The sequence below is a fragment of the Brevundimonas sp. genome (assembly GCF_051858995.1).
Classification (GTDB): domain Bacteria; phylum Pseudomonadota; class Alphaproteobacteria; order Caulobacterales; family Caulobacteraceae; genus Brevundimonas.
Genome location: NZ_JBHYGN010000009.1, coordinates 281182 through 295829 on the forward strand (window position 1 = coordinate 281182; position 14648 = coordinate 295829).

14 protein-coding genes are annotated in these 14648 nt (G+C 66.9%); 5 read left to right on the forward strand and 9 right to left on the reverse strand.

Annotated features, from left to right (window positions below; translation table 11 throughout):
* Window positions 1-62: 62 nt before the first annotated feature.
* Both ACTIEF_RS11065 and lspA read right to left on the reverse strand, forming a co-directional pair.
* Window positions 63-626, reverse strand: a complete 564-nt coding sequence (locus ACTIEF_RS11065; protein WP_439472191.1) for a DUF3035 domain-containing protein — start codon at window positions 624-626, stop codon at window positions 63-65.
* A 60-nt stretch (window positions 627-686) separates the two neighbouring features.
* Window positions 687-1229 (reverse strand): signal peptidase II, encoded by a 543-nt coding sequence (gene lspA / locus ACTIEF_RS11070; RefSeq protein WP_439472192.1) that lies wholly within the window; start codon window positions 1227-1229, stop codon window positions 687-689.
* Between the two features lie 176 nt (window positions 1230-1405).
* On the opposite strand from lspA, the gene ACTIEF_RS11075 reads away from it, so the two are divergent.
* On the forward strand, window positions 1406-2665 hold the full coding sequence (locus tag ACTIEF_RS11075; protein WP_439472193.1) for a cation:proton antiporter domain-containing protein: 1260 nt from the start codon (window positions 1406-1408) through the stop codon (window positions 2663-2665).
* Window positions 2666-2734: 69 nt separating this feature from the next.
* Here the strand turns inward: ACTIEF_RS11075 and ACTIEF_RS11080 are convergent, their stop codons facing one another.
* The gene (locus tag ACTIEF_RS11080; protein ID WP_439472211.1) at window positions 2735-3526 is read right to left on the reverse strand and encodes a PhoH family protein; all 792 of its coding nucleotides are present in this window, start codon (window positions 3524-3526) and stop codon (window positions 2735-2737) included.
* Window positions 3527-3813: 287 nt separating this feature from the next.
* Between ACTIEF_RS11080 and ACTIEF_RS11085 the strand changes: the two genes are divergently transcribed.
* Window positions 3814-4344: a gamma carbonic anhydrase family protein gene (locus tag ACTIEF_RS11085; protein ID WP_439472194.1), complete on the forward strand. Its 531-nt coding sequence runs from the start codon at window positions 3814-3816 to the stop codon at window positions 4342-4344.
* On the opposite strand, the gene ACTIEF_RS11090 is transcribed toward ACTIEF_RS11085, so the two are convergent.
* Both ACTIEF_RS11090 and ACTIEF_RS11095 read right to left on the reverse strand, forming a co-directional pair.
* Complete coding sequence (locus ACTIEF_RS11090; RefSeq protein WP_439472195.1) at window positions 4341-5549, reverse strand: cation:proton antiporter; 1209 nt, start codon at window positions 5547-5549, stop codon at window positions 4341-4343. The genes ACTIEF_RS11085 and ACTIEF_RS11090 overlap by 4 nt on opposite strands.
* 104 nt (window positions 5550-5653) lie before the next feature.
* Window positions 5654-6196 (reverse strand): PAS domain-containing protein, encoded by a 543-nt coding sequence (locus ACTIEF_RS11095; RefSeq protein ID WP_439472196.1) that lies wholly within the window; start codon window positions 6194-6196, stop codon window positions 5654-5656.
* 154 nt (window positions 6197-6350) lie between these two features.
* On the opposite strand from ACTIEF_RS11095, the gene ACTIEF_RS11100 reads away from it, so the two are divergent.
* Complete coding sequence (locus ACTIEF_RS11100; RefSeq protein ID WP_439472197.1) at window positions 6351-7214, forward strand: hypothetical protein; 864 nt, start codon at window positions 6351-6353, stop codon at window positions 7212-7214.
* 132 nt (window positions 7215-7346) lie between these two features.
* Here the strand turns inward: ACTIEF_RS11100 and ACTIEF_RS11105 are convergent, their stop codons facing one another.
* The 4 genes from ACTIEF_RS11105 to hfaA all read right to left on the reverse strand — a co-directional run bounded on the left by ACTIEF_RS11105 (window position 7347) and on the right by hfaA (window position 12959).
* Window positions 7347-10193, reverse strand: coding sequence for a M16 family metallopeptidase (locus ACTIEF_RS11105; RefSeq protein ID WP_439472198.1), 2847 nt, complete (start codon window positions 10191-10193; stop codon window positions 7347-7349).
* A gap of 138 nt (window positions 10194-10331) precedes the next feature.
* Window positions 10332-11588: a holdfast anchor protein HfaD gene (gene hfaD / locus ACTIEF_RS11110; RefSeq protein ID WP_439472199.1), complete on the reverse strand. Its 1257-nt coding sequence runs from the start codon at window positions 11586-11588 to the stop codon at window positions 10332-10334.
* Window positions 11515-12531: a holdfast anchoring protein HfaB gene (gene hfaB, locus ACTIEF_RS11115; protein ID WP_439472200.1), complete on the reverse strand. Its 1017-nt coding sequence runs from the start codon at window positions 12529-12531 to the stop codon at window positions 11515-11517. The genes hfaD and hfaB overlap by 74 nt, the downstream gene beginning before the upstream one ends.
* Window positions 12528-12959, reverse strand: a complete 432-nt coding sequence (gene hfaA, locus ACTIEF_RS11120) for a holdfast anchoring protein HfaA (protein WP_439472201.1) — start codon at window positions 12957-12959, stop codon at window positions 12528-12530. The genes hfaB and hfaA overlap by 4 nt, the downstream gene beginning before the upstream one ends.
* Before the next feature lie 122 nt (window positions 12960-13081).
* Here hfaA and ACTIEF_RS11125 point away from each other — a divergent pair, with 122 nt between their 5' ends.
* Both ACTIEF_RS11125 and ACTIEF_RS11130 read left to right on the forward strand, forming a co-directional pair.
* Window positions 13082-13753: a rhomboid family intramembrane serine protease gene (locus ACTIEF_RS11125; RefSeq protein WP_439472202.1), complete on the forward strand. Its 672-nt coding sequence runs from the start codon at window positions 13082-13084 to the stop codon at window positions 13751-13753.
* Window positions 13754-13801: 48 nt separating this feature from the next.
* Window positions 13802-14230: a CBS domain-containing protein gene (locus ACTIEF_RS11130; protein ID WP_439472203.1), complete on the forward strand. Its 429-nt coding sequence runs from the start codon at window positions 13802-13804 to the stop codon at window positions 14228-14230.
* The last annotated feature ends 418 nt before the right edge of the window (window positions 14231-14648 follow it).

Here is a 14648-nt window from a genome sequence, read left to right on the forward strand (position 1 = left end):
GCATGAAAAAGGCCCGGACGCTGAACGTCCGGGCCTGATTTCGTATCGCGCAGAAGCGGGTCTTAGAGGCCCGGCAGCTTGAAGCCCGAATCGCGACGCGGGGTGATGGTGATGCCGGCGCGACCGCCGGTCAGGGCCTGCACGCGCGCATACTCGCTGGCGGCGTCGATGGTCACGGCGCCTTCCGAGGTCTGGGTCGTGGTCGCGGTCTGGCTGGCGGCGTCATCGCGACGCCAGAACATGATGCGGTTGGCCCAGCTCTCTTCCTTGTGGGTCAGGTCGCCGAACTCGTCGTCCACGACGTAGCGGGCGAGGGGGTCGGCGCGGTCACCGCCGGCCTGCGCCACCAGCACCTGCTCACCCTGCGAGCGGGTGACGGCGTTGCGCTGGCCCAGAAGGATCTGGCGAGCGGCCGATTCCGGCGCCAGCTCCTGCGGGCGCGGCTGGCCCGGCGCCGGCGGGCGCAGGCCGTATTCCGGCGGCACGGTCAGCGGAGCGGTCGAGACCGTCAGGAACTCGTCCGGCGTCACCTTTGACAGGCCGATGCTGCGTTGCAGGCCGCCACAGGCGCTCAGGGCGAGCGACGAAACGGCGAGGGTCAGAACGGCGGTAGTGCGAAGACGCATGATCAATCTCGGTGCGGCGCGCCGGTCGGCGCACACGTAAACCCTAGTGGAAGCGGCTGATTACGACTTTTCGGCGGCGAGGCCAACCTTCGCGGCCTTCTCCGACAGCAGGCTGTCGAGGATCAGCAGGATGACGCCCACGGTGATGGCGCTGTCAGCGATGTTGAACACCCACGGGAAGACGCCCGTGCCCGAGAAATCGAGGAAGTCCACGACGAAGCCGAAGCGGATGCGGTCGATGACATTGCCGATGGCGCCGCCCATGACCAGGCCGATGGCGGTGATCAGCAGGCGGCGGTCCGCCTTCAGCGCCCACCAGCCGAGGAAGCCCGCGACGGCGACCGAGAAGACGCTCAGGAACCAGCGGGCCGATCCATCGCCGAACAGGCCGAAGCTGACGCCGTCATTGGCCACGAAGGTGATGCGGAAGATGTCGCCCAGCACTGCGACCGAGCGATAGCCCCACAGCTCGCGATCCAGCATGGCGCCGTTCACGTCCAGCATGTGCATCCCGGACAGGACCCAGGCCTTGGTGATCTGGTCCAGCACGATGACGACGAGGGCGAAGCCGTAGGCGGCGTAGGCGATGCGGGGGATTTTCATTCGGTTCGCTGAGAAATTGAGCGGTCCGGGTTAGCAGCCCCCGCCTTGCGCGCGAAGAGATTTTCTGGCGGCACAGCGTCGCGGAGCCCGCTTTTGCCTTGTTCCGCAGGCGTTCCGGCCCCAAATGTCCAGCTTCAACCCGCAAGGATTCTACCCACGCACCTCAAGGAGCGCCGATGACGCATGCCGGAGTGGCCCAGCACGCCACCAACGCCGCCAGCCACGCTGATAGCCTGATCCTCACTTTGGTGGGGGGCTTCGTGCTGGCGTTCGTATTCGGGATGATCGCCAATCGGATGAAGCTGTCGCCGCTGGTCGGCTATCTGGTCGCCGGCGTTATCGTGGGGCCGCACACGGCGGGGTTTGTCGCTGATCAGGAGTTGGCGCCCCAGTTGGCCGAGATCGGCGTGATCCTACTGATGTTCGGGGTCGGGCTGCATTTCTCGCTCAACGACCTGATGAAGGTTCGCAAGATCGCCATCCCCGGCGCCCTGGTTCAGATCGCCGCCGCGACGGTGCTGGGCTGGGGACTTGGACGCCTGATGGGCATGGGAGACGTCGAGGCCGTGCTGATGGGCTTCGCCCTGTCGGTCGCGTCCACCGTCGTGCTGCTGAGGGCGCTGGAAGAGCGCAAGCAGGTCAAGGGCGATGTCGGCAAGATCGCCATGGGCTGGCTGATCGTCGAGGATCTGGTGATCGTCATCGCTCTTGTTGTGCTGCCGCTGCTGGTGGTCCAGCCGGGCACGGAAGTGAACGGCGGCGCGCTGGCCGCCTCGATGGGCTGGACCCTGTTCAAGGTGGCCGCCTTCACCGCCGTCATGCTGGTCGTCGGCGCCAAGGTTCTGCCGTGGGTGCTGGTCCGCATCGCCCACACCAAGTCGCGGGAGCTGTTCACCCTTGGCGTTCTGGCGATTGCCCTGGGCATCGCCTGGGTCGCCTACGCCCTGTTCCACTCCTTCGCCATGGGCGCCTTCCTGGCCGGGCTGGTGCTGAACAGCTCGCCGCTGGGCCACAACGCGGCCGAGCGCTCCCTGCCGCTGCGCGACGCCTTCGCGGTTCTGTTCTTCGTCTCGGTCGGCATGCTGTTCGACTGGCATATTCTGGTCGAGCGTCCGCTCAGCGTTCTGGGCGTCCTGGCCATCATCATCGTCGGCAAGTCGCTGGCGGCGCTGGTCATCACCACGGCATTCAAACTGGACAAGGCGACCAGCCTGACCGTCGCCGCGGCCCTGGCGCAGATCGGCGAATTTTCCTTCATCCTGACCAAGATGAGCGTCGATCTGGGCGGCATGAGCCCGGAAACCCAGAACCTGATTCTGGCGGCGGCCCTGCTGTCGATCTCGCTGAACCCGTTCGTCTTCGCCTTCATCGACCGGCTGGGCGGCAAGCCCAAGCCGCCGGTCAAGGAGACGCCGCCGGTCACCTCGCTGATCTGAGCCAGAACCAAAGAAGAAGGGGCGCCGGTCGATCCGGCGCCCCTTTTCCGTTCAGACGTCTGCCTGAGGTCAGAGGACCCCGATCATCGAGGCGACCAGCGGGTGGCGAACGATGTCGCGCTCGGCCAGCTTGACCACGCCGATGTCCGGCACCGCCGTCAGGCGTTCGGCGATGTCCGCCAGACCCGAGATGCCCGGCAGCAGGTCGGACTGCTGCGGGTCGCCGGTGACCACCATGGTCGAGTGCCAGCCCAGACGGGTCAGCAGCATCTTCAGCTGGACGTAGGTGCAGTTCTGGGCCTCATCGACGACGATGAAGGCGTTGTTCAGCGTGCGGCCACGCATGTAGCCGATGGGGGCGATCTCGATCAGGCCCTCGGCCATCAGCGCCTTGACCCGTTTCATCGACAGGCGATCCGACAGGGCGTCGTAGAGGGGGCGCAGATAGGGGGCCAGCTTGTCCTCCATGTCGCCGGGCAGGAAGCCGATCGACTCGCCCGCCTCGACCGCCGGGCGGCTCAGGACGATGCGCCCGACCTTGCCCGCCTCCAGCGCCTCGACCGCCTTGGCGACGGCCAGATAGGTCTTGCCGGTGCCTGCCGGCCCGAGGGCGAGGACCAGGTTGTGATGATCGATCATCGTCATCAGCTCGGCCTGGCCGTCCGACTTGGGCTTCAGCGTCTTCAGATAGGCCTGGTCCCGCTCATCGTTCGAAGGGTGTGGCGACCATCCGGCATGGGGCGGCAATCGCCGCACCTTGGAGTCCTGGATGAACTGGCTCGTATCGAGCACACCGAACTCGCGGGATGCTTCGCGGGTCTGACGCTTCAGGGCCGAACGTTTGGTCATGGACGCCTCCAGGGCATGAAAAAAGGCGATGCCGCAAAAGCATCGCCTTGAACGATCGTGGGGAGGAGAGAAGAGGATGCGACGCATCCGCCCGGGTCGGAGGAAGGACCAACTTCCAGCGGACGCAGCCGCCGAACCGAACGCACCACGCGCGTTCCCCCTGCTTGACCGGATCGGGCTTGATCCGGTTACGGATCCGGGGCCGAAATGGCGACCTCGAATCGCATCAACAGATTGATGCTAGCGTGGTTTACGAAGGCTTAAAGAGCTGATTACGCCAAAGAAGAGGTGATGTTTCTATGACGATCTATGCGTTGGCGGACAAGAAACCGCAGCTTCCGCCGGAAGGCGAATACTGGGTTGCGCCGAATGCTGTGGTGACAGGAGATGTGATTCTCAAACCGGGCGCCAGTGTCTGGTTCGGCGCGGTCGTCCGTGGGGACAATGATCCCATCACCATCGGGCGCGACACCAATATCCAGGACGGCAGCGTGCTGCACTCCGATCCAGGCGAGCCCCTGACCATCGGCGACGGCGTGACCGTCGGGCATATGGTCATGCTCCACAGTTGCGAGATCGGGGACAACACCCTGATCGGCATTGGCGCCGTGGTGCTGGGCCGCGCGAAGATCGGGAAGAACTGCCTGATCGGCGCCAACGCCCTGATCACCGAGGGCAAGGTGATCCCGGACAATTCGCTGGTGATGGGCCAGCCCGGCAAGGTGGTGCGCGAGCTGGAACCCGGTCAGATCGAGGCGTTGCGGGTGTCGGCCGCGCACTACGTCCAGAACTGGAAGCGTTATGTGCGCGACCTGACCGAGATGGGTTAACCCGTCTTCGTCAGCAGGCCCTGCAGCTTCTTCAACTGCGGGGCCACGATGGGCGTGGTCAGCATCGTTGAGCCGATGGCCATCAGCAGCAGGGCGGTGAAGGTCGTGTTGGTGATGATCTGCTTATCCAGCAGGATGTTGGCGAAGATGATCATGATCAGCGCCTTGGTCTGCAGCAGCCAGCCGATGATCGAGGCCTCGCCCTTTTCCCACTTGAGGATCTTGCCCGCGATCTGGACGCCCAGCAGCTTGCCAGCCACCGAGGCGACCAGCAGCAGGGCTGCGGCGCCGAAGACCATCAGGCCCCCAACGTCCCATTGGGTCCGCAGGCCGGTGGACAGGAAGAAGACCGGCATGACCGCCAGCAGGATGTTGTGGCGGAACTGGTCCATCTGCTTCTGGTCGAACCAGTCTGAATCCAGCACCGCGCCCGACAGGAAGGCGCCGACCATGTAGTGCAGGCCCGCCCAGTCAGCGGCGAAACCGCAGGCCGCCAGCCAGATCAGCGAAACGTACCAGCGGTCCTTCTGCGGGATGCGCTTCATCAGCATGCGGATGCCGATGGTCGCGGTGGTGAAGCCGATGAAGAAGGCCCCTTGGCGCCCGATGCGCTCCCAGTCGAGCAGGATCAGGGCCAGAACGCCCCAGATGGCGATGTCGTCCAGGCTGGCGTAGCGGAGGATGCGCTGGCCTAGGGGCTGGCGCAGGATTTCCATCTTCTCCATCAGCAGGACGAGGATCGGCAGGGCGGTCACGGCGCAGGCCATGCCGATGCCCAGCACCACCTGCCAGGTCTCGCCCTTCGGACCCGCCCACGCGGGACTCATGGTCAGCATGGCCACGGCGGCCAGGGCGCCGAAGGCCAGGGGCATGGCCAGGGCCAGACCGGCTGTGACGCCCGTCTCACCCTTGCGCTTCCACGCCTGCTTCAGGTCCAGCTCGATCCCGGCGATCCAGACAAAGATCATCACCGCCCACCAGGCGATGCCGTTCAGGGCCGCGATGACGTCCTTGTTGAAGACGAACTTGTAATAGTCGGGGAAGGCGGCGCCGAGGACGCCCGGTCCCAGCAGAATTCCGCCGATGATTTGAACCACCACCAGCGGCGCCCAATAGTCGGTCTTGAAGAGTCTCCAGACCAGATACGGCACGCTGAAGATCAGCAGCATCGCGATCAGGAAGATCTCGGTCATCGTCATATGCATGGGCGTCCCCCCGGACGGCTGTCGTCGTCCGCCTCGAAACGGGCGGTTTGTCACAGGCTATGTCAGGTAACGGACCGATGGCACGTCAAATCGTGTGACCGCTATCAGGCGATGCGGCGGCCCTGCTCGACGACAAGGCTGAGGGCAGGGCGACCGGGTCTTCCGGCCCCCACCGCCAGCCGGGCGACCAGTCGCGCCGGGTCCTCGCCCGCGGCTGTCAACGCCGAGGCGGGGGCGAACAGGCCCAGCAGCCGGTCCGGCCGGTTTGATGTCCCGCGCAGGGGCGCGACAACCATCTCCAGCGCCATGGCCGGTTCGCCCGATGTGAATGCGGCGACCACGACCGGGCGGGCCTCCAGGATCGCCTGGGTCACGGCCTGCTCGACGAGTTCAGCCGATGGGGGGGTCCACAGAGCCGTCAGGGGCCGGCCGGCAAGCGATTGTTTGCAGACGGTTTCCAGCGCCGTCCCGGCAAGGGTCAGCATCGTCTGGCCGTTTCGGCGCTCGGCCATGAACACCCGGGGCAGGCGACGCCCGAACGCTTCCGGCCGCAGGGCTGAACGGGCCGGAATCCCCCCTCGCACCTCTGCCGCGCGCGCCAGAGCCGTCCAGTGGTCGATCAGGAATGTCGTATCGGGATGAAACACGGTGTCCGCCTCGGGGCGGAATGCCGCAAGGCCCGGGCCGCGAAGGCAACGGAAATGCAAGGCTTTTGGGGTCTTGATGCAGGCTGGAACGGTCCGCGTGCTTTGCGGACCGCGCAGAAACTCATCTGGAGGTCGGCCCATGGGGGTGCGGATCATGACCTGGCTGCCGGCCGCCGCGGGCTTCCTGGCCCTTTCGGCGGTCGCTGACGATGCAGCGGCGCAGTGCACGGGCGGCTGTCCGCCGCCCCCGCCGCCCTGCTGCGAGCCGCCGCCCCCTCCGCCTCCGCCCCCGCCGCCGGTGTGCTGCAACCCGCCTCCGCCGCCGTCCTGCTGTGGCGGCGGCAATCTGAACGTCAATGTGAACGTCAACGCCGGGGCGAACGCCAACGCCAATGCGTCGGCCCGTGGCGCCGCCGGTCTGAACGCCCGCGCAGGCGGCTCGGTCTGGGTCAGCGGCGGCGGTTCGGCCTATGTCACGGTCGACCAACCCTATCCGACTACGGTCAACGGCCTGAACGTCGAGGGCGCGCGCGTCCGCCGCGTCGTCCGTGTCCCCTACGAGGAGCGCCGTCGCTGGGAGAAGCGGGTGGTGATCCAGGCCGTCTGCATCGACGACCGCAACATTCCGCACCCCGCCTCGCAGGTCCGTCCCGATCGCGAGGTCGACGGCGGCTATGAGGGCGAACTGTATCGCTGCATCGCCGGTACGGCCCTGCAGTACACCTGGGCCGAATACGACGGTCAGGTCCGCTTCGACCACGGCGAGACCATCAGCTGCCGCAAGGGCGAAGCGCTCTGGTACGGCCGAAACAATGTTGAATGCCGGGCCCAACGCGCCGAACGGGAGTGCAACGAGCGCTCGCTGCTGCGCCGCTATGGCGCGGGCGTGAAGATCCTGACCTGGATGCGCGAGGAGACATACACGGCCTACCGCGAGGAAGTGATCGAGGAGTCGGGGATGGCCGTGACCGGCGGGGCCCTGACGCTGGATGGCGGCGTCGGCGGGCGGGTCTTCTGATCCGTTGAACGGCGTGTTCAGCCTGCCGTCAGGCGGGAAGGCCTAGAGTCCGGAGGTTGTCGGCTCTCCGCCGATGATCCTGAGAAGCGGAACTGGCCCCGGTCCATGACGGACCGGGGCCTTTTTTGTCGCTTACTGCTGGGCCTGAGCCGATACCACGATGGCCTTCCAGGCGGTGTCGTCGCGCAGGTACTGGCGAGCCAGGGCCTGAACGTCAGCAGGGGTGACCGATTCCAGATCCGAAATGTGGGTCAGGGTCTGTTCCACATCCGTCGGCGTACCGGCCACGTCGGACAGTTGCGCCAGCCAGTATTCATTGCTGGCCTGGCTGCGACGCAGGGCCTCGATCACCGGCAGGCGGGCGCGGTTCAGTTCGTCCTCGCTGGGCGGGGCGTTCTTCATCGAGGCCACGATCTCCTGCACGGCGGCGTAGAAGGGATCGACCTTGTCTGCGGCGATTTCAGCGCGGATCGAGACCGAGCCGTAGCCGCGGTAGGTGTCCGAGGCGCTGGAGCCGGTGCCCGGCGAATAGGCCAGGGCCTGCTTCTCGCGGATTTCTTCCAGCACGCGCAGCTTCAGCACCTCGGTCATCACCGAGACCCGGCGGGCTTCGGTGCGGTCCGCCACGGCGTCGGTGGTCGGCCAGGCGATATAGGCCAGGGTCTGTTCGGCCGGACCGTTGTGGGTCAGACGAACCGGCTCGGGCGTCCCGGCGGGGAAGCGCAGTTCCGTGGCGCCCGGGGCGGGCTGGGCGTCCGGACCGCGACGGGGCAGGGCGCCCAGGGTCGGGGCGACCGCCGCGATGGCGTCATCCACGGTCAGGTCGCCGACGATGACCACGTCAATCGGACCCGTGCTCAGCCCGGCGGTGATGCCCGCCTTGGCGTCGTCGATGGTCCACGCGGCGACTTCCTCGGCGGTCGGGAAGGATTCGCGCTTGTCGCCGCTCGCCAGAAGACCTGAGGCCTGCACCTGGAAGGCGCCGCCGGGGGTGGCCATCTGCTGGGCGACGATCTGCGGGAACAGGCCCTTGATCTGCTGGAACGGAGCCGGACGGAAGCCCGGGTCGGTCAGATAGGCGGTCAGCACCTGCAGCTCTAGGCCAAGGTCCGCCGGACGCGTGGCGCCCGAGAACGAATAGCTGTCGCTGCCGACCGAGAAGCCGGCGGAATAGACGTGGCCGTTCAGGACGCGGTTCAGTTCGTCGAAGGTCAGACGGCCGAGGCCGCCCGAAACGACGTAGGCCGGAGCCAGGGCCTGCGGCGTCGAACGGTCGGTCGGCAGACCTTGCTCGCCGATGCCGGTGTGGACGCTGACCAGAATCTGTTCGTCGCGGAAGTCGGTCGGCTTGACCGTCAGGCGCACGCCGTTGGCGAAGGTGACGACCGTGGCGCCGACCTCGGCGATTTCCCGACGCTCAGCCACCGTGCCCGCGGCGCCGAACTGGGTGTAGGGCCATTCGAGAGCGGCCTGGGCCGCCGGAGCGGCGACCGGGACCTGACGCGAGGCCTGCAGGGCCGCGGTGACGGCGGCTTCACCGCCCTCGATCTCGACCGGGGTGACGACCAGGGCCAGCGGACCGCCGCCGGTGAAGACGGTTTGCAGCGAGGCGTTCACCTGCGCCGCGGTCAGGCCGTTCACAGCGGCGTTGAACAGGTCGAGGTTGGTCTGCGGCGAGGTGAAGACCACGCGACCGTTGACCGCGCCGGCGATGCCGTTGGCCAGGGCGGGCGTGCGGCGGGTCGCGGCGCCGGCGACGGCGTTCTCCAGCGCGGTGCGGTAGTCGGTGATCTCGCGTTGCAGTTCGGCGTCGGTGACGCCGTACTGAACCAGACGGCGCTGTTCCTGTTCGATCGACTCCAGCGCGGCCTTCCAGCCGCCCGGGTTGAAGCTGGCCGAGACCGAAGCGATCTCGAGGCTGTCGACCAGGTTCGAGGAGCCGCCGCTGGCCGAGGTGAACGGCGGGTTGTCGCCGCGCGAGATCTCGTCGAGGCGACGGTTCAGGACCGCCAGGCCCAGGTTGGTGATCAGGTTGTCGCGGCGCTCGGCCACGGTGTCGGGATCCAGATCCGGCGCCTTGGTCCAGTTCAGCTGGATGTTCGACTGGATGCCCGGCTCGACCAGGATGCGGGTTTCCGGCTGACGCGGGGCGACCGTGCCCAGATCCGGCTCCGGACCGTCAGCGGCCTTGGGCTCCCAGCTCTCGAAGGCGGCCCGAATCTTCGCCTCCATCACGTCCACGTCGAAGTCGCCGACGGCGACGAAGGTCGCGCGCGAAGGACGGTAATAGGCTTCATAGAATTCGACGAAGCGCTCGCGCGGGGCGTTGCGGATGATGTTCAGGTCGCCGATCGGCATGCGCTGCGAGATGCGCTGGCCGGGGGCCAGCAGGGCCAACTGGGCCTTGATCGAACGCAGGCCCGGCGTGTTGCGCAGGCGCTCTTCGCCCTCGATCACGCCACGCTCGGCGTCAACGGCGTCGGCGGCCATCAGGGCTTCCGAAACCTGCTCGCGCATGATGCGCAACGAGGCGTCGACGGTCTCGTCGTTCGTGCGCGGCAGCTCCAGCATGTAGAGGGTCTGGTCGAAGCCGGTCGAGGCGTTGGTGTCGGCGCCGAAGGCCAGACCCAGACGCTCCAGAATACGCAGAAGGTCATTCTCCGGGATGTTGGTCGTCCCGTTGAAGGCCATGTGCTCCATGAAGTGGGCCAGACCCAGCTGGTCCTCGTTCTCCATCAGCGAACCGGCGTCGATGCGCAGGCGGAACGAGGCCTGGCCCGGAGGCGTGGCGTTGCGCATCACGGCGTACTGCATGCCGTTCGGCAGGGTGCCGAAGCGAACGTTCGAATCCGCGGGAATGTCGCTGGCCGCCTGGGCGAACGGATCGGTGGGCGCGACCTGCTGCGCCATCGCGGGGGCGGCGGCGGTCAGCGCGACGGCTGAAGCCGCGGCAAGCAGAAGAAGGCGGGCGGAACGCATGGTCGGTCGTCTCCGATGGCGCAGATCAGCCCATGCGGGCGCGCCGGCAAACAGGAAGGACCGCGATTTTAAGAAGTACCGCTGACGCCCCGCTGCAACCCTTCGGGGACCGGGCCGTCGGGCTCAAGTTACCGAAGTTTAATGACTGGGCCGCGAGACGTAGAAGGTCGCCGAATTCCCCGTGGCCGTGGCGCTGGAGATCACCGCGCGGTTCGATCCTGCGACAACGGTGCTGGCCTGGGCCGAGACGTCGCCCGAATTGGTCTGGGTGTTGCGGGCGTCCAGACGGCCCTGGCACTCCGAGCAGGCGTAGCCGGTGACCGCATTGCCGGTGGCCTCGGCGCCCACATAGACGTCGTAGCCGTTGGTCCCAGAGAAATTGGCCGAGACGTCGACACCGCCGGTGTTGATCTGGGTGCTGTCGATCTCGACGAAGATGTCATTGTTACCGACCGACAGCTGGTTGCCCGCACCCGACGCATAGGCCTGGGCGCGGCCATAGTCATAGGCGGTGGTCGCCGCCGCCGAGCGGATGAAGGACGAGTTGTCCTGCGCCGAGCCGACCTCGACCGATCCGCCGGAGTTATAGCTGTTGGCGTAGTTGCCGACGGTGCGGGCGCGGGCGGCAAGGTCCCAGCCGTTGCCGGTGTTGGCGCTGGCCTCGGCCTCAATGAAGTCGCCGGTCGAGGTCTGGTCGAAGGCGAGGTTCTGGCCCGAGGTCTGGCCGCTGTTCACCCCGATGGCGTTGCCCATGGCCTGGGCCTGCACCTCAGCGGCGGCTGGAACATACTGGCTGTCTAGACGGCTGTAGGCGCGCACCGTGGCGTCGGACGACTGCTCGACCGTGCCCCGCACGAAGCTGCCTTCGCCATACAGGGAGGTGGTGTTGGAGCTCGCCGTGGCCGAAACCACGCCCCCGGCCAGAAGGCGGGCGTCTTCGTCGCCGACCTCGGTCTGGCCCCCGACCAGACCGCCGGTGTTGCGCTGGGTCGCCTCGACGGTGACGTCGGCGTCATAGCCGCTGACCGCCAGATAGTTGCCGCCCGCATTGGAGTTGACCGCGACGGGACCCGAGGTGTCGCCGCCGAGGGTGACCGAGGTCGTGGCGATGGAATCGCCGCGCATGTCCTGCGTCGAGCGGACCGTCACCGTGCCGTTCTCGACCGCGCCCGAGGCGCTGTTGCCGTTGGCGGTTGTGCCGACGGTCACCTGATCCTGGGAATCGACCACGTTCAGCGTCTGGTCGGCGAAGACATCGCCGAGCTGAAGCTGGTTGTTCAGGACAAGGCTGTTGTCCTGCGGGGGCGTCTGCGCGGCGGCCTCAGTAGCGGCTGCGGCGCACATCACCGTCGCGGCGATCGTGCCAGCGAGACGGATCCGCACGGGTCTGACCATTGTTGGTCTCCGTGTTGGGGTAAGCCGGGTAATAGCCGCCGGTGATGCTGACGGTGCCCGCCAGCGGGTCCTGACCGGCCTGCAGGCAGATCTCGGGGCCGGGCGCGCCGTAAAGATTGGCCATGAACTCGACCGTGGCCCGCTCGATCAGGGCGCGCACCGCCAGTTGGACCGGCTCCAGCGCGCCTTCGCCCGCCGAGATGTCGAAGACATTGCCGTTCAGGAAGTCGAACACGCCAGCCGAGATTTCCCGGCCGATGATCTGCTTCTGATAGGAGACGACGTCCACCACCTCCTGCGTCGTGGTCTGCACCAGACGCAGGTCGATGGCGATGTTCATCACAAAGGCCTTGCCCGCGAAGGCCGCCGAGAGGGGCGTGTTGGTGTCCGCCTGGCCCGCGGCCATGTCGAACCCGCCCGAGCGAATGTTGTAGTTCACCTCGGTGATGCCGCCGATGATGTAGAAGTCCGAGCCCGGCACCGAACCGGCGATGATCCGGCGATACTGCAGGTCCTCGGCGCCGCCCGCGCCCTCGTCGCCGATCAAGCGGTTGTTGGCGTAGCGCAGCTCCATTTCCGAGATGGAGGTGTCATAGCGTTCGACCAGACGGGCGCCCGACTTGGCGAGGGCGGTCATGGCCATCAGCGAGGCGCCGCCGGTGACTTGGCGGCCGCCGTCGGCGGAGACGGTGCCGGTGTAGTCGGCGATCCGGCCGACCGCGAGGCGGGGCGAGGGCAGGTTATAGCGACGGGCGTAGTCGGCCATGCAGACCAGCGCCGCCGAATAGGGGGTCGGGTTGGCGGTGACCGGCGCATTACCGATCGGCGTCGCATAGGTCCCACGCGGACCGGCGCTCGCCGAGATGCAGCCGCTCAGCAGGGCCGCGCCCGCGCAGGCGACGCCCAGCGTCTTGAACAGCCGAAGGGAACGGCCAGTGCTCATGGAAGCCTCAGGGTGCCGTTCAGGTCGGTCCCGGCGGTGACATTGCCGTTGTTGACCTGGCTGGAGTTGACGATGACCGTGTTGTGGTTGCCCTGAACGACGACGTTCAGGCTGTTGCCGATGGCGGTGGAGCCGCCGATCGTCTGGCCGTTCCCGGCGCCCGCGCCGGCATAGCTGTTGGCCACGCCGCCCGAGGTGCTGGAATAGGCGCTGGCGCCCGACTGGATGATGCCGTTGACAATCAGGCGGTTGCCGTTCTCGTCCCGGGTCGAGCCGGTCTGGGGGCGGGCGGTGGTGTAGCGCGAGGCGCCGTAGCCGGCCGTGTAGGTCCCCATGCCCGACGAGCCTGCGGATTGCGCAAGGGCGCTGACGGGGAGGGCGACGGCGACGAGAACGACGACGGCGGCGGCCTTCTTCCTGACGGTCATGGCGGCGCTTCTCCCACGCGACACGGTTTACGGAGCGCTAAGCACTCCGCGCGCCAATCTGGGACATGGTTATTAAGGATGACTTGCCAGACGACGGGACCTCGACCGGAGCGTCGGGGGCGATGACCGGTTCTCCGCGCCGGGAGCCGATCTTCAACGCGCCGTTGGTGGCGATTCTGACCGCCGTTTCCATTCCGGCGCTCTTTATAGTGCAAGGGGAGTTGCCGGACGGCGGCTTCAGCCTGGCGTTTCGCCCGTCGTCGCTTGCGGATGGCCAATGGTGGCCGGGCCTGTTCACCGCCATGGTCCTGCACGCGGGATGGACCCATGCGCTGATGAACGCCGCCGGCGCCATCGCCTTCGGCCCGCCGGTCGCCCGGCTCATGCCCGGGGTGCGCGGCGCGCTCGGCTTTCTACTCTTCTATATGGCGTGCAGCGTCGCGGCGGTCCTTGGCTATGGCCTCCTTCATATAGGGAGCCACGATATCGTGGTTGGCGCGTCCGGAGCGGTCTTTGGTCTGACGGGGGCGGCGATGCGTCTGCTGGGCCGACGGGATGGACGCCTCCGCGCCCTGACGGACCGACGCCTGCTCGGCATTTCGGCGATTCTCATGGTGGCGAACCTGGTCCTTGGACTGGCCGGCACGCTTCCCGGAGGCGCCGGGCCGGTCGCCTGGGAGGCGCATGCCTTCGGCTATCTGTTCGGCCTGCTGGCGATCGGACCATGGGCGCGGATCTTCCGCGGGCGGAGCGGATTTGATTCGAGGGCGGATCCGGGTGATCCTCCCATCTGATGCGGCCCCGCCGCGGCCGCCGCTCTCAAGGGAAGGGGAGACGCCGCCATGCTGGTCGCCGAGATTCTCAAGGACAAGGGAAGCGTCGTGTTCACGATCCCGCCGGGGCTCAGCCTCGCGGAGGCGTGCGTGGAGCTGGAGCGCCTGCGAGTCGGCGCCCTGATGGTCTGTCACGACGAACAGGTCGTCGGCGTCCTGTCGGAACGGGATGTGGTCCGGGCCATCGCGCGCCATGGGCAGGCCGGTCTGGCGCGTCCGGTCTCCGACTTCATGACCGCGGATGTCATCTTCGCGGCCCCGACCGAGACGATGTCGATTCTGATGGAGCGGATGACGGATCGTCGAATCCGCCATTTGCCGGTCCTGAACGACGGGCGTCTGACCGGCGTCATCTCCATCGGGGATGTGGTGAAGTGCCAGATCGCCGAGGCCCGACATGAGGCGGACTCCCTCAGAACCTATATAGCGGCTGGATAGGCGCGGGATGGGCGGTCTCCATCGACCCGGAGTCGGCGAGAAAGTTCGCAGAACTGTCGGATTCAGGTTGCGGACCAAACGGCCGCTGCGTATATCGCCGCCTCGCTCGGAAACGGGCCGGCCGCCGGGGCCACGGAGACGAAAGCCTCCGGGTTCCATCGGAAAGAAGAACCTAAAAAGTTCTTGCTTCTGAAAGACGGTTTGGCTAGGTTCCGCGCTCCAATCGAATCGTCGGAAACGAACACAGAGGCGAGCCTCTCGGCTTCTCCTCTCGGCGGTTTTTTGCGGTCTGAAGGTCTCGATCTTCTCTCCGCAGAATGGCTGAAAAGCCCGGTTGACAAGGAGATCGGCCTTCCTTAGATAGCCGCCTCCGCCGTGACCGGGCGTTAAATGGTTGGGCCGCTTCGGTGGTTTGGGT